This window comes from Azospirillaceae bacterium (assembly GCA_028283825.1).
Taxonomy (GTDB): domain Bacteria; phylum Pseudomonadota; class Alphaproteobacteria; order Azospirillales; family Azospirillaceae; genus Nitrospirillum.
Genome location: JAPWJW010000005.1, coordinates 643053 through 664934, shown reverse-complemented (window position 1 = coordinate 664934; position 21882 = coordinate 643053). Strand labels below are relative to the sequence as shown.

18 protein-coding genes and 1 pseudogene are annotated in these 21882 nt (G+C 67.9%); 7 read left to right on the top strand and 12 right to left on the bottom strand.

The features are described 5' to 3' along the window. Positions 1-9 precede the first annotated feature (9 nt). Positions 10-1476, bottom strand: coding sequence for a hypothetical protein (locus tag PW843_29420; protein ID MDE1150689.1), 1467 nt, complete (start codon positions 1474-1476; stop codon positions 10-12). Between the two features lie 255 nt (positions 1477-1731). On the opposite strand from PW843_29420, the gene PW843_29415 reads away from it, so the two are divergent. After that, positions 1732-2679, top strand: coding sequence for an aldo/keto reductase (locus PW843_29415; GenBank protein MDE1150688.1), 948 nt, complete (start codon positions 1732-1734; stop codon positions 2677-2679). A gap of 191 nt (positions 2680-2870) precedes the next feature. Continuing rightward, positions 2871-4184 carry a TetR family transcriptional regulator gene (locus tag PW843_29410; GenBank protein ID MDE1150687.1) on the top strand — a complete coding sequence of 438 codons (1314 nt, stop codon included), beginning with the start codon at positions 2871-2873 and terminating at the stop codon, positions 4182-4184. Between the two features lie 82 nt (positions 4185-4266). Here the strand turns inward: PW843_29410 and PW843_29405 are convergent, their stop codons facing one another. After that, the gene (locus PW843_29405; protein ID MDE1150686.1) at positions 4267-4914 is read right to left on the bottom strand and encodes a TetR/AcrR family transcriptional regulator; all 648 of its coding nucleotides are present in this window, start codon (positions 4912-4914) and stop codon (positions 4267-4269) included. Positions 4915-5152: 238 nt separating this feature from the next. On the opposite strand from PW843_29405, the gene PW843_29400 reads away from it, so the two are divergent. Both PW843_29400 and PW843_29395 read left to right on the top strand, forming a co-directional pair. Next, positions 5153-6430, top strand: a complete 1278-nt coding sequence (locus tag PW843_29400) for an MFS transporter (protein MDE1150685.1) — start codon at positions 5153-5155, stop codon at positions 6428-6430. 63 nt (positions 6431-6493) lie between these two features. Then, positions 6494-6745 carry an AbrB/MazE/SpoVT family DNA-binding domain-containing protein gene (locus PW843_29395; protein MDE1150684.1) on the top strand — a complete coding sequence of 84 codons (252 nt, stop codon included), beginning with the start codon at positions 6494-6496 and terminating at the stop codon, positions 6743-6745. A 95-nt stretch (positions 6746-6840) separates the two neighbouring features. Here the strand turns inward: PW843_29395 and PW843_29390 are convergent, their stop codons facing one another. The 6 genes and pseudogenes from PW843_29390 to PW843_29365 all read right to left on the bottom strand — a co-directional run bounded on the left by PW843_29390 (position 6841) and on the right by PW843_29365 (position 14636). Continuing rightward, complete coding sequence (locus PW843_29390; GenBank protein ID MDE1150683.1) at positions 6841-7422, bottom strand: APC family permease; 582 nt, start codon at positions 7420-7422, stop codon at positions 6841-6843. Positions 7423-8439: 1017 nt separating this feature from the next. After that, entirely contained in the window at positions 8440-9120 is a 681-nt protein-coding gene (locus PW843_29385; GenBank protein MDE1150682.1) for a GntR family transcriptional regulator, read from the bottom strand. Positions 9121-9160: 40 nt separating this feature from the next. After that, positions 9161-10679: pseudogene (gene hutH / locus PW843_29380) on the bottom strand (histidine ammonia-lyase). A gap of 25 nt (positions 10680-10704) precedes the next feature. Then, positions 10705-11505 (bottom strand): N-formylglutamate deformylase, encoded by an 801-nt coding sequence (hutG, locus tag PW843_29375; GenBank protein MDE1150681.1) that lies wholly within the window; start codon positions 11503-11505, stop codon positions 10705-10707. Positions 11506-11510: 5 nt separating this feature from the next. Beyond that, on the bottom strand, positions 11511-13196 hold the full coding sequence (hutU, locus tag PW843_29370; protein MDE1150680.1) for a urocanate hydratase: 1686 nt from the start codon (positions 13194-13196) through the stop codon (positions 11511-11513). A 27-nt stretch (positions 13197-13223) separates the two neighbouring features. Next, complete coding sequence (locus tag PW843_29365; GenBank protein MDE1150679.1) at positions 13224-14636, bottom strand: formimidoylglutamate deiminase; 1413 nt, start codon at positions 14634-14636, stop codon at positions 13224-13226. Positions 14637-14837: 201 nt separating this feature from the next. Here PW843_29365 and hutI point away from each other — a divergent pair, with 201 nt between their 5' ends. Further along, positions 14838-16082 carry an imidazolonepropionase gene (hutI, locus tag PW843_29360; protein MDE1150678.1) on the top strand — a complete coding sequence of 415 codons (1245 nt, stop codon included), beginning with the start codon at positions 14838-14840 and terminating at the stop codon, positions 16080-16082. Between the two features lie 126 nt (positions 16083-16208). Beyond that, a complete protein-coding gene (locus tag PW843_29355) occupies positions 16209-16916 on the top strand; it encodes a hypothetical protein (GenBank protein ID MDE1150677.1) in 708 nt (235 codons plus the stop codon). Positions 16917-17029: 113 nt separating this feature from the next. On the opposite strand, the gene PW843_29350 is transcribed toward PW843_29355, so the two are convergent. Together PW843_29350 and PW843_29345 are read right to left on the bottom strand one after the other, a co-directional pair. Beyond that, on the bottom strand, positions 17030-17410 hold the full coding sequence (locus tag PW843_29350; GenBank protein ID MDE1150676.1) for a PilZ domain-containing protein: 381 nt from the start codon (positions 17408-17410) through the stop codon (positions 17030-17032). 16 nt (positions 17411-17426) lie between these two features. Beyond that, entirely contained in the window at positions 17427-18782 is a 1356-nt protein-coding gene (locus tag PW843_29345) for a pentapeptide repeat-containing protein (GenBank protein ID MDE1150675.1), read from the bottom strand. A gap of 480 nt (positions 18783-19262) precedes the next feature. Between PW843_29345 and PW843_29340 the strand changes: the two genes are divergently transcribed. Next, the gene (locus PW843_29340) at positions 19263-19670 is read left to right on the top strand and encodes a hypothetical protein (GenBank protein ID MDE1150674.1); all 408 of its coding nucleotides are present in this window, start codon (positions 19263-19265) and stop codon (positions 19668-19670) included. 98 nt (positions 19671-19768) lie between these two features. Here PW843_29340 and rpoH read toward each other — a convergent pair whose 3' ends face one another. Next, positions 19769-20650, bottom strand: a complete 882-nt coding sequence (gene rpoH, locus PW843_29335) for an RNA polymerase sigma factor RpoH (protein MDE1150673.1) — start codon at positions 20648-20650, stop codon at positions 19769-19771. A 145-nt stretch (positions 20651-20795) separates the two neighbouring features. Further along, positions 20796-21779, bottom strand: coding sequence for an RluA family pseudouridine synthase (locus PW843_29330; GenBank protein ID MDE1150672.1), 984 nt, complete (start codon positions 21777-21779; stop codon positions 20796-20798). Positions 21780-21882 lie beyond the last annotated feature (103 nt).

Sequence of the window (21882 nt, the reverse complement as noted above, 5' to 3'; positions counted from 1 at the left end):
TGATTTCCTTCAGGCGGCCTCGATCCCGTCCAGGATGGAGCGGGCGGTCAGCGCGAAGCCCAGGATCTTCTTCGGCACGTCGATGTGCAAGGGCGCCATGCTGATGAACAGCGACGCCTCGCACAGGCGCACCAGCATGGGGTCGAACCCAGCCTGCCGCAAGCGGTCGCGGAACAGGCCGTGCGCCCAGTCACGGTCGCCGGCGTCGCTGGCCAGGGTCAGGCCCAGATCGGCGCCCAGCGCCACCTCATACTGGCCGCTGTTGATGAAATCATAGCCGCCGAGGATGGAGTGCGAAAGCTTGGCCAGGTCGTAATAGGGATCGGTGTAAATCTCGTCCGCCGTCTCCACTCCGCGCGGATCGATGAAGCGCAGCAACTGCGTCGCCTTGGCATACAGGATGTTGGAGAAACACAAATCGCCATGGCCGATGGCCAGCCGGTCGGCCGGGAAGCGGTCGCGCAACGCCTCATAGGCCGCGAGGTAGCGTTCCAGCAAGGCGTCGATGCCGCCCACCGCCCGGAACAACAGGGGGCCCAGGTCGGCGTAAGCCGGCAGACGCTTCAGTTGCGCCACCCGCTCCACCACCTTGTCGCGGTAGAGGCGGTCCATCACCGCCCGCCCCTCCGGCCGGGGGACGCGGCGCGTCGGGCGCTGGGTCACATAGGACAGGACGCGGTCCAGGAACAGCGCGAATTCCCCCGCGCTCATGGCGCCGTGCACCCATTGAATGCCCATGTCGGCGATCAGCAGGCGTTCCATGCGATAGCTGGCGGACTCGCCGTCATCCTGGAAGTCGAAGGGCTGGACGAAAAAGATGCGCTGCTCCGCCGGCAGCAGGCCGTAATACTCGAACTCCCGCCGCAGCTTGGCCCGGTCGCGGGACCGCTTGACCAGGGTGTAGTCCGGCCCGTCGCTGATGGAATTGAAGTGGCGGGCATCGAAGTTGTTGGCCAGGAATCCCATGAACTGCGCCGGGTCGCGCAGGTCGGTCAGGCCCGTGTCCAGGCTGTCCGGCACGGTGAAGTCGCGACGGCGGCGGCTGGCGAACTCCTTCAACCGTCCCTGCCCCAGCGCCGTCAGCGCCGCTTCCGCCAGACGCCGCTCCACCAGCACCAGGGCCGTCCAATCGGCGGTGGTGGCCACGGGCCAGGCCTGGTTGCCCACGGCATGGGCCAGGCGCCGCAACAGCGCCGTCAGTTGTCCACGCGCGCCTATCGCCACCAGATTTGCCGGGAACACCAGGAATTGCGCGTCGGCCGGTGCCGCCGCCATACGCTCCACCGCCTCATCCACCAGGCCGCGGGTGGTCAGCACGATGGGTGGCGGCAGGCCCGCCTCCTGTGCGGCTTCCTGCACATGGCGCAGCAGGGTGCGGCGACCGTGGATCAAGCCGCCGAAGGTGGCCACGCCCGTCAGGTTCAGGACATCGTCCGGCACGCGCCGGGTATCGTCGAACAGGATGGTCAGGCTCATCACGACCCTTCCTCAATACCGGCTGAAAACGGGCGACTGCCGGGAGTGACAATCTTGCACATATTGTGCCAGCCCAGCGGCGGCACATTCAAGCGGCAACCGTTGCGTTTCGCATTGATCCAGAGGCGCTTGTCATCCCACCCCTTTGCACGCCTGGCAGAACGCAAGGCGGGGACGTTTTCCCCTCGACGGCGGGGCCCCGACGGTCGGATGATCGGGACATTATTCTTCATATCCATTTCCCGGAACGCACCCATGCCTGGCACCACCCCCCACATCCCGCCCGTCCCCGACGCCCAGGGCAGCCTGCACGCCGAAGGCCCGCGCCTGTCCCCCCTGGTGTGGGGCGCCTGGCGCTCGCTGGAGGGGGAGGAGACCAACACCCCGGCCAAGCTGGCGCGCTTCCTGGACGGCTGCCTGGAACTGGGCATCTCCAGCTTCGATCATGCCGACATTTACGGCGATTACGGGGCGGAAACACTGTTCGGCCAGGCGCTGAGGGAATGGGGCGGCCGGCGGTCGGCCCTGCAACTGGTCACCAAGTGCGACATCGCCCTGCTGTCGGACAAGCAGCCGCAGACGGTGGTGAAGCACTACAACACCTGTGGCGACTACATCCAGGCCTCGGTGGAACAGTCGTTGCGCAAGCTGGGCACCGATTATATCGACCTGCTGCTGCTGCATCGGCCCGACCCGCTGATGAACCCGGACAACACCGCCGACGCGCTGGACCGCCTGCTGCGGGCCGGCACCGTGCTGCATGTCGGCGTGTCCAACCACAAGCCCTCGCAGATCAGCCTGCTGCAATCCCGCCTGGGGCGCCCGCTGGTCACCAACCAGATCGAATTCTCGGTGACCAACCTGGCGCCGCTGTTCGACGGCACGCTGGACCAGGCGCTGGAACTGCGCATGCGTCCCATGGCCTGGTCGCCGCTGGGCGGCGGCGGCCTGTTCACCGGCGCCACCGAACAGGCGCGCCGGACCATGGACGCGCTGAAGGCCGTGGGGGCCGAGTTGGGCGTGGATGACCCGGGTACGGTGGCCCTGGCCTGGCTGATGCGCCACCCGGCCCGCCCGGTGCCGGTGCTGGGCACCACCCGGCTGGAACGCGTGCGATCCTATGCGCAGGCGGCCCAGGTGAAGATGCTGCGCCAGCAGTGGTTCCAGATCCTGGAGGCCGCCCAAGGCCACCCGGTGCCCTGAGACCCGGGGTGATATGGGACGGGCTTGCCCGTCCCATATCACCGGCCGCTAAGGTCATGGAACCTTTGGGGGAGCGGTGGGATATCCCTGCCACCGTAACCCTATGAATTGTGATATAATCTGACACTGAGTGATTGCTGTTCTTTCGCGGATGGACTATCAGTGCGCTTCGGCCCTCAAGAAGCGCGGTCATGAAACCCGGCCTTAATCCATCCACCGTCACGTCGCTCAATCCGCACCCGGCACCCCCGATTTTCGGGGAGCATACGGGCCATGCCGGCGCTTCGCGCGCGCCGGTGGACGGCACGCGCGAACGACTGATTGATGAGGCGCATGGGCTGCTGGCCCAGGGTGGGCTGAAGGCGCTCAGCGTACGCAACCTGGCCGCCGCCGCCGGCCTGTCCACCAGCGCCGTGCCTTATCACCTGGGTGACAAGGACAGCCTGACGCAGACCGTGTTCCTGGCCGCCGCCGACCGCGACCGCCGGGCGTGGGCCGCGTTCCGCGACACGCTGGGCGACGGCGCGCTGCCCGCGTTCGGCCTGGCCGATGCCCTGATCGCCCACACGCTGAACCCGCCGGCTGACCGCGCCACCATTGAGCTGGTCTGGTACGAACTCATCCACCAGGCGCGGCACACGCCGGCCCTGCGCCCCATCCTGGCCGATTGGTTTGAGGAACGGCGCAACAACCATCGCGACCTGTTCGCCCTGGCCGGCCTGCCCCACCATGTGGCCGACATCGTCCTGCACTATCTGGTGGGCGATCAGTTGACGGTCCTGGTGCCGGGCGGCACCGCCGGTTTCGCCCTGGCGATCCTGGAGGCGCTGCGCCATTTGTGCGATCCCGTGGACGGGCCGCCGTCCCTCTGGCACGGCCGCCTGCGGCCGCCGTCCACCAGCGACATGGTGATGGAGCCGGCGGGCGAGACGGAACAGCGCATCATCGCCGCCGCCGTCGCCACCATCATCGACCAGGGGGTGGCGTCCGTCACCCACCGGGCGGTGGCGCATCGGGCCGATGTGTCCCTGTCCTCCACCACCTATTATTTCCGGTCGCGCGGCGACATCATCCGCCGCGCCTTCCAGTCCATCCACGGCGAATTGCGCCGCGAGGTTCCCGAACTGGACCGGAAGCCGCCGGCGCTGCCGGACTTCCTGCGGGCGGCGGCGAACAACATGCTGACGCCGGTGGAAGGCGGGCGCATCGCCGGCCGCAACACCATCCACGCCATGGCGGATTTCGCCCTGGAATGCTGCCGCGACCCCAGCCTGGCGCCGCTGTACCTGGCCTTCCGCCAAAGCCGGGGGGCCCGCATGGGCGCCGCCATCCGCTGGGTCCAGGGCAGTGACGCGGCGCTGCCGCCCTTCCAGGCGCAGTTGCTGTCCAGCTGGATGCAAGGCCGGGCGCAGATCCTGACCTCGCTGGAAGACCAGCCCGATGTCGAGGCCTATGCCCGCGAACTGGCTGGACTGCTGCGCTACCTGCAGCCGGTTTCAGGTTAACATTGGCGGCGCCGGATTTTGACCGGTGCCGCCGTAGGCCGCGACTGGGGCCGCCCGGCGCGTGAGGGCCTAGCGCATAAGGTTAGGGCTTCAGGCCGCGGCCGATGAAATCGGCAGCCTCCGCCGCGATCTCGGCCGCCGGCCGGTCGTCGCCCCAGACGGCGTAGCGCTGGCCGATGAAGACGCTGACGCCGATCAGCGCCCAGGCCCGCACCTCGATGTCGCCGTCCCGGATCTCACCCCGCTGCCGCGCCATGTCCAGGTTGTGCATGTAGCCGTCGGCGAAGACCTGATAGTAGCGCCGGTAGGCGTCTTCGGCCACGAACTGCGCCTCCATCACGATGCGGTACAGGTTGCGGTGGCCGCGCACGAACTCGATGAAGGCCTCCAGCCCCAGGCGCTCCGCCGTCAGCCGGTCGGGCGCCCCGGCGATCCGTTCCGCGATCCAGCGGCGGGTCAGCGCGCCCATATCCTCCACCAGCGCCCGGAACAGCGATTCCTTGCTGTCGAAATAGGTGTAGAAGGTGCCCAGCGCCACCTTGGCCCGCTGGGTGATGCCGCTGACCGAAGCCTCATGGAAACCGCGCTCGCCAAATTCCAGGGCCGCAGCGTCCAGCAACTTGCGCAAGGTGCGCTTGCCCCGTTCCGTCCGGGGCGTCTTGTCGGCACCCGTGGGCCCCGTCCCCTTTTCCACCGCCGCTGATACCGGGGCCTTCTCGGTACGCGCCATGCGTCTTTACCCTCCCATTTCGGGGACCTGTCTCCGGCCCCCTTGTCGTTGTCAGGCTCATTACCCGTCGCCACCCTTGGTGGATACCACGAAGTTCCGCAAACGCCGATGCAAGAACTTCTCCGCCCTGGCGGAAGGGTGGGACAGGCCAGGGGCGCATCCACCTCAAGGATAGAAGCCATCTTTCGTGTTAAAGAGGGCGCCCTTGTCCTTCCTGAATATCCGAGACCGAAGCCCCGTGGAACAGCCTGTCCCCGCCCCCACCCCGCTGATTCCTTCCCGCCGCGCCGTAGTGATGGCGGCCTTGTTCGCCGTCTATACCCTGAACTTCGTCGATCGCCAGATCCTCAGCATCCTGGCCGTGCCGTTGAAGAAGGAACTGGGGCTGAGCGACACCCAACTGGGCTGGCTGGGCGGGCCGGCGTTCGCGCTGTTCTACACCCTGCTGGCCATACCGGTCGCCCGCCTGGCCGACCGTTTCAGCCGCGTGCGCATCATGGCGGCGTCGCTGGCGCTGTGGAGCGGCTTCACCGCCCTGACCGGCCAGGTCAGCCAGTTTACCCACCTGTTCCTGTGCCGCATGGGCGTGGGCATTGGTGAGGCTGGCGGGGTGGCCCCCGCCTATGCCCTGATTGCCGACTACTTCCAGCCGCGCCAGCGGGCCCGGGCGCTGGCCCTCTACGGTTTCGGCATCCCGTTCGGCGGCGCGCTGGGCATCCTGCTGGGCGGCTATATCGCCAGCGCCGTCAACTGGCGCCTGGCCTTCACCGTCTGCGGTGGCGCCGGCCTGGTGCTGACACCGCTGTTCCTGTGGGCGGTGAAGGAACCGGTACGCGGCGCCTTGGACGGCCTGAAGGCGCCGGCCGCGACGGTGCCGCTGCGGGCGGTGCTGGCCCTGCTGCTGTCCAAGCCGTCCTTCTGGCTGCTGTCGGCGGGCGCGGCCTCCTGCTCCATCATGGGCTACGGCGTCGCCTTCTGGATGCCGTCCTTCCTGTCCCGCGTGCATGGCATGGCGCTGAAGGACGTGTCGCTGCTGATGGGGCTGGGCACCCTGGTGGCGGGATCGGCCGGTATCTGGTTCAGCGGCGCCCTGGCCGACCGCCTGGGCCAGGCGCAACGCGCGGCCTATCCCCTGGTGCCGGCGGCCGCATTGCTGCTGGCGGTGCCGCTGTACGCCGTGGGCCTGGCCGCCCCCTGGCTGTGGGTGGCCGCCATCCTGTGCACCGCGCCGCTGGCCCTGGGCTACGCCTGGCTGTCGGCCATTCCGGCGGCGATACAGCATGTGGTGCCGCCGGCCATGCGGGCGACGGCGTCCGCCATCTTCCTGTTCATCAACAATCTGGTGGGCCTGGGCTTCGGCGTCTTCCTGTTCGGCCGCCTTTCGGAGGCCCTGACCCCGCGCTTCGGCGCCGAGGCCCTGCGCTATTCCCTGCTGATCGGCCTGGTCTTCTACCTGCTCAGCGCCTTCCTGTTCCTGCTGGCCAGCCGCCGGCTGGAGGCGGATTGGGAAGGGTGAGGTTGAAAGTAAGGGCGCCATGCTTCACGGTATGGCTATCTCCCGCTTCGAAGGACTGCCCCCATGTCCATTGAACTGACGGTTACGGCGAAGGGGCGGGTTACGTTGCGCCGGGAGATTCTCGCCCACCTGGGCATAAGGCCGGGTGACAAGCTGGTGGTCGATCTGCTGCCCGATGGCCGGGCGCAAATTCACGCGAAATCGGGCCTGAGCATCATGGAGTTGTCCGGTGCGCTGAAGCGCCCCGAGCAACCCGTTCTAACCATTGAAGAGATGAATGACGCAATCGCCGCCAGTTGGACCGGCGAGCGATGAGAATTCCCCTCTTCGACCGTGGCGCCATTACCCGCTGGCGGGACATGGGCGGGACCGCTACTGAGCCCGCCCACCTTCTCGCCCCGCAAGCATGATCACTCCGCCATCTGCGCCGCGCGCTGCCTTGCGGAGTTGCGCATGCCGTAGACGAAATAGATCACCAGGCCCAGCACGCTCCACGCGCCGAAGCGCAGCCAGTTGGCCAGGCCCAGCGTGACCATCAGCGCCACGCACACCACGGCGCCGATGACGGCCACCGCCGGCAGGTAGGGCACGCGGAAGGGACGCGGGCGGTGCGGGTCGCGGATGCGCAGCACCAGCGTGGCAACACAGACCAGGGCGAAGGCCATCAGCGTGCCCAGGGAGACCAGATCGCCCAGAACGTCCAAGGGCGCGATGCCGCCGATGATGGCCGCCACCAGCGTCACCCACAGGGTGGCCTGCCAGGGAACGTGGTGTTCCGGGTTCACCGCCGCGAAGGATTTCGGCATCAGGCCGTCGCGCGCCATGGCGTAGAAGATGCGGATCTGGCCGTAGTTGCAGATCAGGATGGCGGAGCCCAGGCCCAGGATGGCGGCCAGGTTGATGATCATGCCCAGCCAGGCCAGCGACGGCCCGGCGTTCCTGATGGCGATGAAGATGGCCTCGGGCGCGTCCAGCATGGGTGTAGGGGGCAAGGCCGGTCATCACCAGGCCCACCACCACGTACAGTGTGACGCAGACGGCCAGGCCGCCCAGGATGCCGCGCGGCACCGTGCGCTGGGGGGACCGTGCCTCCTGCGCCGCAGTAGAGACGGCATCGAAGCCGATATAGGCGAAGAACAGGGTGCCGGCGGCGCGGAACACGCCGGACCAGCCGAAGGCGCCCTCGCCCGTGTTCTCCGGGATGAAGGGGTGCCAGTTGGCGGTATCGACATAGAAGATGCCCACGCCCGCGAACAGGATCATGGCGCCGACCTTGATGGCGACGGAGATGTTGTTGAAACGCGCCGTTTCCTTGATGCCCAGGCTGAGGATCACGCCGCACAGGGCGATGATGAACACCGCCGGCCCGTTGATCAGGGCCCCGGTCCAGGTGAAGCCCTCCTGGTCGGAATAGGCCAGGGGTGCGGATGCGACACTGGCCGGCAGATGGATGCCCCATTGGCCCAGGAAGGCGTTGAGGTAGCCGGAGAAGCCCACCGCCACGGCGGACCCGCTGATCATGTATTCCAGGATCAGGTTCCAGCCGACCAGCCAGGCGACGATCTCACCCAGGGTGGCGTAGGTGTAGCTGTAGGCGCTGCCCGCCACCGGGATGACGGTCGCCAACTCGGCGAAACACAGGCCGGCGAACAGGCAGGCCAAGGCCGCGAAGGCGAAGGACAACGCCACGGCCGGCCCGGCATGGGTGGCTGCCTGCGATCCCGTCATGACGAAGATGCCGGCCCCCACCGTGCACCCCACGCCCGCCAGGATCAGATCCAGGGTGCCCAGGCCGCGCGTCAGCTTGGCGGCACCCTTGTCCCCCTCACCGGCCGCGATCAGCGCGTCGACCGGCTTCACCGTCCACAACCCCATGCCCGACCCTTTCCCCATTCATGACCAAGCGGCGGGCGGCACTCAAAAGGGCGCCCTGCCATACAGTTATCCCCGTCCTAGCACGTTCGGGCCGCACCCGTCCCCTTGGCCGATCCCGTCCCCGATCAAATTTTTTACTCGCCCCCGTCCTCTTCCAGGGACGGGTACTGGCGCAGCACCGCCTCGATGACAAAAGCCTGGCCGGTGTAGACGTGTTCGTAGAGCAGCTGGGCGGCCTTCTCGCCATCGCCGGCGATCAATGCGGCCAGCACCGGCTGGCTGCCGGCCCGGTAGGCGTCCGCCCCTTCGGACTGGGGGATGCCCATGAAAAGCGGGCGCTGCCCCCGTTCAAACAGGTTCCGCAGGATCTGCTGCAAGCGCGGGTTGCCCGAGGCTTCGGCGATGGTCTCATGGAAATCCTGGTCGGCCTCCAGAATCTTGCGGTGCTGATCGGGGTCATCCGGGTCCACCGTGATGGTGGTGGCGCGCGCCAGCCGACGCACATGCGCTGTAGTCAGGCGGCCCGCCGCCAGCCGCCCGGCCATGGGCTCCAGCGCCAGGCGGACCTGGAAGCAGTGCATGATATCTTCCGGCGTGATGGGCGCCACGGTGAAGCCACTGCGCGCCCGCGCCGCCATCAGCCCTTCCTGGCACAGGCGGGCCAGGGCCGTGCGCACCGGCGCCTTGCCGAACCCCAGCCGGTCGGCCAGCAAGGCCTCACTGACCCGCTGGCCCGGCAGCAGGCGGCAAAGCATGATGTCGGCGCGCAAGCCCTGATAGGCCCGTTCGCTCAAGCGTTCCTCAGTGGTGGTCAAGGCCCGCTTCCCTCCGTTGCTCCGCCGCCAGGCCCCCCTCTTACGCGAACACCAGCCCCGCGCCCAGATCCCCGTTCACCACCAGCGCCTTGGCGGCGGCGATGTCGGGGGCGAAGTAGCGGTCCTGGTCGTAGGCCGGGACCACGGTGCGCAGCTTGGCCCGGGCCTGTTCCAGCGGCGTAGACGTCCGCAGCGGCAGGTGGAATTCCAGGCCCTGGATGGCGGCCAGCGCCTCGATACCGACGATGCCGGCGGCGTTGTCCGCCATCTCGATCAGGCGGCGGGCGGCCCAGGTCGCCATGGAAACATGGTCCTCCTGGTTGGCGGACGTCGGGATGCTGTCGACCGAGGCCGGATGGGCCAGGCCCTTGTTCTCGCTGGCCAAGGCGGCCGCCGTGACGTGGGCGATCATGAAACCGGAATTGATGCCGCCGTCCTTGACCAGGAAGGCCGGCAGGCCGCCGCTGTGATGCGGGTCCACCAGCATGGCGATGCGCCGTTCCGACAGGTTGCCGATCTCCGCCAGGGCCAGGGCGATCTGGTCGGCCGCGAAGGCCACCGGTTCGGCGTGGAAATTACCGCCGGACAGGATGTCGCCCGTGTCGGGGAAGACCAGCGGGTTGTCGGTGACGGCGTTCGCCTCGATCAGCAAGGTGCCGGCCGCCATGCGCAACTGGTCCAGGCAGGCGCCCATCACCTGCGGCTGGCAGCGCAGGCAATAGGGGTCCTGCACCCGCTCGCAATCCAGGTGGCTGGCGCGGACGGCACTGCCGTCCAGCAGGCGGCGGTAAGGTGGCGGCCGTGTCGATCTGGCCCTTCTGGCCGCGCAGCTCATGGATGCGGGCGTCGAACGGCGTATCGGAACCACGCGCCGCGTCGACCGACAGGCCGCCGGTGGTCAAGGCCGCCTGGAACACACGCTCGGCCGCGAACAGGCCGTTCAGCGCCAGGGCGGTGGACACCTGGGTGCCGTTCAGCAGCGCCAGGCCTTCCTTCGGCCCCAGTTCCATGGGCACCAGGCCGGCGCGCCTGATGCCCTCGGTGGCCGGCAGGATCTGGCCGTCCACCCGCACCTCGCCCACGCCCAGCAGCGGCGCCACCAGGTGCGCCAAGGGCGCCAGGTCACCCGAGGCGCCGACGGAGCCCTTGGACGGGATGCAGGGATGGACGCCGTGGTTCAGCAGGGCCACCAGCGCCTGGATGACGCTGCCGCGCACGCCGGAATATCCCCGCGCCAGGCTGGCGATCTTCAGCACCAGGACCAGGCGGACGATGGAATCATCCAGCAGCGGGCCGGTGCCCACCGCGTGGCTCAGCACCAGGTTGCGCTGCAACTGCGACAGTTGGTCGTTGCCGATGCGGGTCTTGGCCAGCAGGCCGAAACCGGTGTTGATGCCATAGGCCGTGCGGCCGGCGGCCATGACGGCGTTCACCGTGGCGGCCGACTTCTCGGCATTCGCCAGGGTGGCGTCATCCACCACCAGAGTGGTGGGGCCGGCCAGGGTGGCGCGCAGGTCGGCGAGGGTCAGGCGGCCGGGGATCAGGGTCAGGGTGTGCATGGCACGGGGGCTCCGGGAAAAGATATCAGGCGTAAAGTTCAGCAGCCTGGGTCAGGAATATTTCGATCATGGAACGAAGGACGGGGCGCAAGCGACCGCAGCGTTCGGCGTCCAGCGCCGGCACCAGGCCGGGCGATAGATGAGTGTCCTGCGACAGCTCCAACTGCAAGGCATGCACGTGATCGGCCGGCTGGCCGTAATGGCGGGTGATGTGCCCGCCCTTGAAGCGGCCGTTCAGCACGGCGCTGTAGCCCCGCCCCTCACCCGCCGCCAGCACGGCGGCGGCGATGCCGGCATCACAGGACGCGCCGGCGTTGCTGCCCAGGTTCAGGTCGGGCAGCCGCCCGTCGAACAGGCGCGGCACCAATGCCGCGATGGAATGCGCGTCCCACAGCAGGGCGTAGCCGTGTTGGGCTTTCAGCCGCTCCAGCTCCGACGCCAACTGGGCGTGGTAGGGCTGCCAGTATGTCGCCACCCGGGCCGCCTTCTCCGCCGCGTCCGGCCCCTGCCCGCCCAGGTACAGGGGCGTGCCGTCGAACATCACCTCCGGGATCAGGCCGGTGCCGGCCTGGCCGGGGTAGAGGTTGGCGTCGTCGGCCGGGCGGTTCAAATCCACGACATAGCGGCTGTAGCCCGCCACCAGGGTGGATGCCCCCAACTCAGCCGCGAAGTCGTACAGCGCATCGACGAACCAGTCGGTATCGACCAGGGCGTGCGCCTCCGGTACCAGGCGGGACGAGATGTCCGCCGGCACCTGAAGGCCGACATGGGGGAAGGAGATCAGCAGCGGCGCCGTCCCCTGCCGGAAGGTGAAAACCGGTTCCATGGCGGTCACTTGGCCAGCATGGGCAGGTCCAGGCCGTGGCGCTGGGCGCAGTCGATGGCGATGTCGTAACCGGCGTCGGCATGGCGCATGACGCCGGTGGCCGGGTCGTTCCACAGCACACGCCCGATGCGCCGGGCGGCATCATCCGTGCCGTCGCACAGCAGCACCATGCCGGAATGCTGCGAATACCCCATGCCCACGCCGCCGCCATGGTGCAGCGACACCCAGGTGGCGCCGGACGCGCAGTTCAGCAGGGCGTTCAGCAGCGGCCAGTCGGACACGGCGTCCGACCCGTCCTTCATCGCCTCCGTCTCACGGTTGGGGCTGGCCACACTGCCGCTGTCCAGATGGTCGCGACCGATGACCACCGGGGCCTTCAGTTCGCCCTTGGCCACCATCTCATTGAAGGCCAGGCCGATGCGGTGGCGGTCGCCCAGGCCCAGCCAGCAGATGCGCGCCGGCAGGCCCTGGAAGGCAATGCGCTCACGCGCCATGTCCAGCCAGTTGTGCAGGTGGGCATCGTCGGGCATCAGTTCCTTCACCTTGGCATCCGTCTTCCAGATGTCTTCCGGATCGCCCGACAGGGCGGCCCAGCGGAAGGGGCCCTTGCCCTCGCAGAACAGCGGCCGGATGTAGGCCGGGACGAATCCCGGAAAGGCGAAGGCGTCGGCCACGCCCTCATCCTTCGCCACCTGACGGATGTTGTTGCCGTAGTCCACCACGGGAATGCCCATGGCGTGGAAGTCCAGCATGGCCTGGACATGGTCCACGATGCTGGTGCGCGCGGCGGCGGCGACGGCCTTGCCGTCCTTGGCCCGCATCTCTTCCCACTGGGCCAGGGACCAACCCTTGGGCAGATAGCCATTGGCCGGATCGTGGGCGGAGGTCTGGTCGGTCACCGCGTCGGGACGGTAGCGCGCATCCTGCCGGGCGCGGCGCACCAGGTCGGGGAACACGTCCGCCGCGTTGCCCAGCAGGCCGACGGAGATGGCCTTGCCCTCGGCATGCGCCGCCTCGATCCAGGTGATGGCCTGCTCCAGGCTGTCGGTGCGGCGGTCCAGGTAGCGGGTTTCCAGCCGCTTCTCGATACGGCTGGGCTGACATTCCACGGCCAGCATGCTAGCCCCGGCCATGGTGGCGGCCAAGGGCTGCGCCCCGCCCATGCCACCCAGGCCGGCGGTCAGGATCCACTTGCCCTTCATGCTGCCGCCGAAGTGGCGGCGGCCCATCTCGACAAACGTCTCATAGGTGCCTTGGACGATGCCCTGGCTGCCGATGTAGATCCACGACCCGGCCGTCATCTGGCCGTACATCATCAGGCCGGCGCGGTCCAATTCGTTGAAATGGTCCCAGGTGGCCCAGCGCGGCACCAGGTTGGAATTGGCGATCAGCACGCGCGGCGCGTCGGCATGGGTGCGGAACACGCCCACCGGCTTGCCTGACTGCACCAGCAGGGTCTCGTCGTTTTCCAGGCGCTTCAGCGTTTCGACAATACGGTCGAAACTTTCCCAATCGCGCGCCGCCCGGCCGATGCCGCCATAGACGGTCAGTTCCTCCGGCCGTTCCGCCACCTCGGGATCCAGATTGTTCATCAGCATGCGCAAGGGCGCCTCGGCGGCCCAGGACTTGGCGTTCAGGGTGGCGCCGCGCGGGCTGCGGATGATGCGGGAATTGTCGAGACGGGTGGACATGGGATCGTTCCTTATGAACAGGAAATCTCAAAGATCGGCTTGCAGGGCGGCCACAGCCGCGCGGTAACGGTGGGCGATGGCCTCGGCCTTCGGGTGCATGCCGTCACGCACCGCCCAGCGCCCCCCCACCATGACGTGGCGCACGGGGTTGCCGCCCTGGCGGGCGAAGACCAGGGCATCCAGCAGCCGGTCGCCCTCGCGGCACCACAGGCTGGGATGGTCGTTATCCAGCACCAGCAGATCGGCCTTGGCCCCGACAGCCAGGGCACCGCAGGGGCGGCCCAGCGCCTGGGCGCCGCCGGCCAGCGCCGCCTGCCACAGCCGGGCGCCGACATGGGGGTTGCCGGCCTCGAACGAACGCTGACCTGTCAGAAGCCGCTGGCCGTAATCCAGCCAGCGCAGTTCCTCGCGCGGGTCGATGGTCACATGGCTGTCGGTGCCGATGCCGAAGGCGCCGCCGGCCTTCAGGAAGGTTTCCAGGCGGAAGAAGCCGTCGCCCAGGTTGCCCTCCGTCGTCGGGCACAAGCCGGCGACCGCACCGCTGCGCGCCAGGCCCTGGGCCTCCTCCGCCGTCATGTGGGTGGCGTGGATGAAGCACCAGCGGCGGTCCACGCCCGCATTCTCCAGCAACCATTCCACCGGGCGGCGCCCGGTGGCGGCCAGGCTGTCCGTCACCTCCAGCGGCTGTTCGGCGGCATGGATGTGGATGGGGCCGGCGGCGTCCCGCGCGGTCCAGCCGGCCACGGTCTCGGCCAGCGGCCCGGGCCCCACGGCGCGCAGGGAATGCAGGGCCAGGCCCAGGCGCTGGTCGACCTTCAACGATGGCGCCAGCGTATCGACCAGCGTCATCATGCTGTCCGGCGTGCCGGCGAAGCGCCGCTGCCCGCCCTTAAGCGGCCGGTCGTCAAAGCCGCCGCGCATATAGAGGACAGGGATGTGGGTCAGGGCGATGCCGGCCTCGGCCCCCGCCTCCAGGATGGACCAGGACAGGGTGGCGGGGTCCAGATAGGCGTGGCCGTCGGCGTCGTTGTGCAGGTAGTGGAACTCCGCCACCGCGGTGTAGCCGGCGGTCAGCATCTCCACATACAGCTGGGCGCTGATGGCCCGCACCTGGTCCGGCGTCAGCCGTTCCAGGAAGGCGTACATGATCTCCCGCCAGGTCCAGAAGCTGTCGCCCTTGGCGTTGCAGCGTTCGGCCAGGCCGGCCATGGCACGCTGGAAGCTGTGGGAATGGACGTTGGGCATGCCGGGAACCACCGTGCCGGCCAGGCGTTCATCGCCCGGCGCCGGCTGGCTGTCCACCGTCACCGCCTGGATCAGGCCGTCGGCACCAAGGGTGAAGCGCACGTTGCGCGCCCAGCCGGCGGGCAGCAGCGCATGATCAGCGAACAACCCATGCGGCACGGTGCCGGCCGATGCCGGGGAAACGGGTGCGCCCATTGACATGCCTCTTTCCTGAACCGCCACCGAAAGGCCGACCCTGGGGCCCTTGAACCCGCCGCCCCTTGGTTTGGAGTGGCCGTTGCGGGGATGTGGGCGCATCCTAGCGGCGGATTGACGGGCCGTAAAGACCTGTCGCATCATCTGACCTGTCAGTAATCCATCCGGAGAAACCCCATGTCCCCCACGCCCCCTGCCGCCATGTCCACCGGCTTTCCCCTTTGGGACGGCCTGTGGCTGAACGCCCGGCTGGCGACCATGGCGGCGGGTTCCCCAAGCCCTTATGGGGCCATCGAAAATGGCGCCCTGGCGGTGAAGGATGGCCGAATCGCTTGGGTTGGCGCGCGATCCGACCTGCCGGGGGAGCCGCAGGCGCTGGCGCGGACGGTGCACGATGCCGGCGACCGCTGGATCACGCCGGGCCTGGTGGATTGCCATACCCACCTGGTGTTCGGTGGTGAGCGGGTGACGGAATTTGAATTGCGCCTGAACGGCGCCAGTTATTCTGAAATTTCACAATCCGGCGGCGGCATCGCCCACACGGTGCGCGAGACCCGCGCCGCCAGTGATGAGACCCTGTACGCCCTGGCCGCCCGCCGCCTACGGGCTCTGATGGCCGAGGGCGTCACGACGGTGGAGATCAAGTCCGGCTACGGCCTGGATCTGGAGAACGAGTTGCGGCTGCTGCGCGTGGCCCGGCGGCTGGGTGCCGACTTCCCGGTCACCGTGCGCACGACGCTCCTGGGCGCCCACGCCCTGCCCCCCGACACCAAAGATGCCGCCGGCCGCGCCGCCTATCTGAATCTGGTGTGCGACGCCATGATCCCCCGGGCGGCAAACGAAGGCCTGGCCGACGCGGTCGACGCCTTCTGCGAGGGCATCGCCTTCACCCCTGACGAAACCGCCCGCGTGTTCGAGGCGGCGCAAGCCCACGGCCTTGCCGTCAAGCTGCACGCCGACCAGTTGAGCGATACCGGTGGGGCCGCCCTGGCCGCCCGCTTCGGCGCCCTGTCGGCCGACCATCTGGAATACACGTCCGACACCGGCCTGGACGCCATGGCGGCGGCCGGCACGGTGGCCGTACTGCTGCCCGGCGCCTTCCACATGCTGCGCGAGACCAAGCTGCCGCCCGTGGCGGGCATGCGGGCGCGCGGCATTCCCATGGCCATCGCCACCGACTGCAACCCCGGCACCTCCCCCGCCCTGTCCCTGCCCCTGATGATGTCGCTGGCCTGCACCCATTTCCGCCTGACACCGGAGGAGGCGCTGGCCGGCTGCACCCGCCACGCCGCGACGGCCCTGGGACTGGGCGCCACCAAGGGCCAGTTGGCCGTGGGTTTCGACGCCGACCTCGCCCTGTGGGATGTCAGCCGCCCAGCGGAACTGGCCTACTGGCTGGGCGGCAACACCTGCGTGGGACGGGTGGTCGGCGGGCAGGCTTACTGACGGGGTGGTATTGCCGCCCAACGCATTCCCGTCATGGGTGCATGGTGGGAACAGCGGGCCTAAGGGATCATGACGGGGTAGATGATTACGGGCGCTGGGCATTCCGCCCTTCGCTTGGGGACCATCATGGAAACCGCCGTCCCGTTCTCCGTTATTCTTGAACGCAGTTCGCAAAGTCGCCTCGCCAATTTCGCCAAGGGCTTATGGCTGATGCTGGCTCCACCGATCGGCCTGATCGTGAGACAGCTTGAGGGCAAGGGAGTGGCATCTGTGTTCGACATTATCATGGCGCTGACGGTCAGCGTGCTGGCGATGGCGATTTTCTGGTGGCCCTTGCGCCCTGACGCGTTGGTACTGAATCTAGACGATCAAGGCTTCACCCTGAAGCGCGGCGGCTCCATCATTCGCCGGCGCTGGTTGGACCTGACGAAACTGGAAATCCTGCCCAGGGGTGTCGGGCGTGCCCGACGGAGCCTGCTGTTCATTGGCGTTGGTTCGTCCGCCGCTCCGCTCGACGGCAGCAGCTTGCTTTTGAACGACGACTTCACCATGTCGATGCCGCGGTTGGAAGCGCTCATGCGCACGCAACGGGAACTGGCCTATAAAGCGAAAGCCCAAGCGTCGTTTGCCGCCGGCCCCATCGCCGACGCCGCTTCGCCGTCGGGGCCGCCTTTGGCCAGCGTGGCCACCAGCATGTCTTACGCCCCGCCACTGGAACCGCTGGTACGGCCAACGATGAAGTGGTGGGTCGTGGCGTTATGGCTGGCGATACCCTTTCTGTTCGTCGCCACGATCGTGGCCTTGCTCGTCGCCACGTCGGCCCCCATGCCATGAGCGGAAGACAAGACCATAAGCGCGATCGGCTGCGGAAGCGTGTCACAACAGGACCACGGTGCCTGGAAGATCCGTAAAGTCACGCGCGGCTGATTCCGCCCCCGGTCTGCGCCTCAGCCCGCCACCGGCAGGTCGCCGGTCAGGCCCAGGGTGGCCAGGAACAGGGCGGCATCCTCCCCGCCATTGACGAAGTCGGCGCCCAGGACGCGGTCGCCCGGGCTGACGCGGCGGACGACGATGGGGAACAGGGCCACGGCGTTGGTCAGGTCGCTATGGATGCTGATGTTCAGGTGCTGCCCCACCTTGTATTCCGACGTGCCGTGGGGAAGTTCAATGCCGATCCCCGTGGCCGACCAGTCGACCATGCGCGCGCGCCAGCGGCCGAGACGCAGGGGGTAGAAGTCGCCGGAGGCGCGAACCGCCCGGCGGCGGTCGGTGAGTTGCAGGTCGCCCTGCGGGGCCCCTGGGGGTGTCTTGTCCGGCCTGTCGGTCATCGGTGGCTCCGTCGGATCAGGCGGGGGTGGCGTCCAGGGCCAGGTTCTTGGCACCGCGGAAGTCGATATTGCGGATGTCCGCCTCCCGCAAGTCGGCCTGGGTCATGACGGCGTCGGTCAGGCTGGCGCCGGTCATGATGGCGTTGCGCAAGTTGCCCTGGGTCAAGTCGCTGTCCTCCATGCGGGCGGCGGTCAGGTCGGCACCGGCCAGGTTGGCCCGCACCAGACGCGCCTTGCTGAAATTGGTGGGCCATTCGTGGCCGTTACGCAAGTCCATCGGGCAGGCCATCGCGTTGCTGAGGTCGGCATCGTGCAGCGTGGCCCGTTCCAGGCAGGCGCCGCGCAGGTCGGCGCCGATCAGCACGGTGTTGCGCATGTCGGCCATGGACAGGTCGGCCATGGCCAGCACCGTGCCGCTGAGGTTGGAACCCTTGAAGTTCGCCTGCTTCAGGATGGCGGCGGACAGGTTGAGGTTGGACAGATCCTGGCCGCTGAGGTCGATGGCCGACAGGTCCGCGCGCTTGCCCTTGCCGCCGTTGCTCAGGATCCACAGGCGGTGCTCGCGCAGCGTGTGCCCCACCACGCCCTCGATATCATCCAGGCGGCGCACCATGTCGGCGCCGGTCAGGTTGGCGAAGGACAGGTCGACATCGTCCAGCAGGGCGCCCAACAGGCTGGCCTTGGCCAGGTTGGTGTTGCGCAGCAGGGCGCGGGTCAGCACGGCACCGTCCAGCTTGGTGCCGCTGAGGTTGGCCTCCGACAGGTCCGCCCCCTCCAGGTTACAGCCCGTCAGGTCGGAACCGCTGAGGTCCGCCTTGACGAAGACGGCGCCGCGCAGGTCGGTGTCGCGCAGGTCGGTCTGCATGACGAAGGCGTTGGACAGCTTGGCATAACTGAGGTCGGCGCGGGTCATCGCCGCCTCGGTCAGTTCGGCTGAGGAGTGCCCCTGGGCCGTGGGTGTCAGTTCCCCGTTCTTGGACCGCATCAGGTAGCCGTCGCGCAGGTCCGATTCCGACATCACTGCACGCTGCATGCGGGCGCCGCGCAAGGCCGCCCCCCGCAGATCCGCCCGGATCAGCGTTGCGCGTTCCAACTTGGCGCGCCGCAGATCGGCCCCGAACAGACAGGCGGAGCGCAGGTCGGCATCGGACAAATCGGCATCGCTGAGTCGGGCGCCCGTCAGGTCGGCCCCGGCCAGCACCCGCCGGCGCAGCATGGCATGCGACAGGTCGCAGAATTTCAGGCTGGCCCGGGCCCCGCCCCGCTGGCCCTGCAGGTAACGCAGGTGCAAGGCCAAAGCCTGATCCAGCTCCGCCGCTGAAAGCTTGCGGTAACCGATATCGAGACTATCGACGTTGGCCTTGTGCATCATGTCAGTAAGGGCTCTCAAAATCCGCGGAGGCGTGAGCCTATCCCCTATCAGTGGACCCTTAAGGAAAGATCAGCAATAGGGCAATTAATCAGGGCCTGACCTTTCGGATAGGTAAGTTTGGTAAATGATCTCCATCAATGATATGCAAACTCTGGCTGCGCGTCACATAATGAGGCGGAACAATAACAGGCTAATTATTATAAATTGTTTATTACCACACAAGATCGCTCCAGGGTGCGATTTTCCAATGGTCGGCACCTCAATACCTGGGGAGCCGGGGCACCAGTCGCAGGTTTCTCCCGGTTATCAGCGCCAAGGGTAGTAATCATACCAAGGTAGGTCACGCCTTCACCCTAGCGCCAAATAGCCGGATAAGACCAAAGGCATAGTTCTCAATAGGCCCCGCCGCCCTAACTTACGCTCCTGCACGATCTGCCCGGCTCATGATGCCGGGCCGTCCCGGCGGAACGGAGTACGCGCATGAGCGCCCAGGACAACGACGCGAATACAGAAGCGAAGCGGACACCGCAAAAGACGGTGCTGATCATTATCGCCGTTCTCGCCGCCGCAGCAGCCGGCTTCGCCTTCACGCTCTACCGAACCAACCACCCGGACGTCGCCGCCGTCCGCAAGACCATGGGCGAGAGCATGACGGCGCAGTGCGTCAAGACGGCGCGCGGCTCAGCGGCCGGCCGGCTTTCCGATGACCAGATCCAGGGCTTCTGCTCCTGCACCGCCACCCGGTTGAACGCCGCCCTCAGCGATGCCGAGATCAACAGCATCGCCGACCAGGAACGCCACGGCGTGACCGTGATGCCGCCCGAAGTGGCCAGCAAGATCCAGCCCATCACCGCCGCCTGCCGGGCGGACGCCAAGATCCCCGGCTGACCGGCGCCCCGCGCAAACGGCAACGGCGGAACCCGAAGGTCCCGCCGTTCCGTTGACTTGAGGCCACGCTGAAGCCAGATCCCGTGCCACCGCCTGGCTTACGCGAGGTGCGTTTCCAGCGCCGCGTTGCGCACGGCCTTCTGCAGCTTCTCGAACGCCCGCACCTCGATCTGGCGCACACGCTCACGGCTGATGCCGAACTCCTGCGACAGATCCTCCAGCGTGGTGGGATCGTCACGCAGGCGGCGCTCCGCCAGGATGCGGCGTTCGCGGTCGTTCAGGCCCTTCATGGCACCGGCCAGCAGGGCCTTGCGCTTGCCCAACTCCTCCTGGTCGCCCAGACGGATTTCCTGGCTTTCGGTGTCATCGACCAGCCAATCCTGCCACTCGCCCTCACCATCCACGCGCAGGGGCGCGTTCAGGCTGTGGTCGGGGGCGCCCAGGCGGCGGTTCATGGACACCACGTCCTGTTCCGGCACGTCCAGCTTGGTGGCGATGGCGGTCACCGTCTCGGGCGACAGGTCGCCGTCCTCGATGGCCTGCATCTGGCCCTTCAGCTTGCGCAGGTTGAAGAACAGCTTCTTCTGCGCCGCCGTCGTGCCCATCTTCACCAGGCTCCAGCTATGCAGGATGTATTCCTGGATGGCGGCCCGGATCCACCACATGGCGTAGGTGGCCAGGCGGAAGCCGCGGTCGGGGTCGAAGCGCTTCACCGCCTGCATCATGCCGACGTTGCCTTCGGAGATGAGCTCGGACAGCGGCAGGCCGTACCCGCGATAGCCCATGGCGATCTTGGCCACAAGGCGCAGGTGGCTGGTCACGAGATGATGGGCGGCGGCACCGTCCTCATGCTCCTGCCAGCGCTTGGCCAGCATGAATTCCTGTTGCGGTTCCAGCATCGGAAACTTGCGGATGTCCTGCAGATAGCGGGACAGGCTGGATTCCGAACTGATGGCGGGGATGGCGGGCAATGTGGCCATGGTCAACAACCTTTCCAAGGTTCAGGACCCCCGATCTTCGGGCGGTCCCCCCGCACCGGATGCTCTGCTTGAGCCCCCCGGTCGGGGTTGGGGTGACACATTGATCAGCATACGCCCAAGGGGCCTATCTGACCATACTTTACAATCATTCTAAACTAGAGAGCAGCGTTGCAAGGTCGGCAGGCAAGGCGCTGGTGAAGGCCAGCATGTCACCGCTGACCGGGTGACGGAAGGCGATGTCCTTTGCATGCAACGCTTGCCGCCTGAAACCGAGAAGTTCGGCCTGGGCCCGGGGGGCCGCCTCTTTCAGGCGGGCGCCCAGGGCACCGGTGGGCCGGACCTTGCCGTACAGCGGATCGCCCACCAGGGGATGGCCGATCTGCGCCATATGCACCCGGATCTGGTGGGTGCGGCCGGTGGCCAGCTTGCATTCCACATGCGTGGCCAGCAGGCCGAAACGGGTGAGCGTGCGCCAGCGGGTCAACGCCGGCTTGCCGCCCTTGGTCACCACGGCCATGCGCTTGCGGTCCGTCGGGTGCCGGCCGATGTTGCCCTCGACCTCCCCCTGTCCCGCCGCCGGCGCGCCCCACACCACCGCGTGATAGGTGCGCGACAGGGTGCGGTCGGCGAACTGGGCGGACAGGCCGCCATGGGCGCGGTCGGACTTGGCCACCACCATCAGGCCGCTGGTATCCTTGTCCAGGCGGTGCACGATGCCCGGCCGGCGCACGCCGCCGATGCCGGACAGGCGATCGCCGCAATGGAACAGCAGGGCATTGACCAGCGTGCCGTCGGGATTGCCGGCCGCCGGATGCACCACCATGCCGGCGACCTTGTCGATCACCAGCAGGTCGTCATCCTCGAACACGATGGTCAGCGGGATGTCCTGCGCCACCGGCAGGGCCGGCTCCGGCGCCGGTACCGCGACCTGGAACACCTGCCCGGGTTTGACCCGGTATGATGCGTCGTCTATGGTCTGGCCGCCCGGTTGGGCCAAGGTCACGCGGCCCTCCCCGATCAGCGCCTGAAGGCGCGAACGGGTCAGGCCCGCGGCCTCCGGCAGCAACTGGGCCAGGGCCTTGTCCAGCCGGTCACGGGCGGCGGTGTCGGGGATGGTGACGGACAGCAGGGCAACCCCGGCCTCCTCACCGTCCAACTCCTCATCACCCGCCTCTTCCACCACCGGCGCGGCCAGGGCCACGCGGTCAGCCCCGCCCCCGCCCGCCACGGTC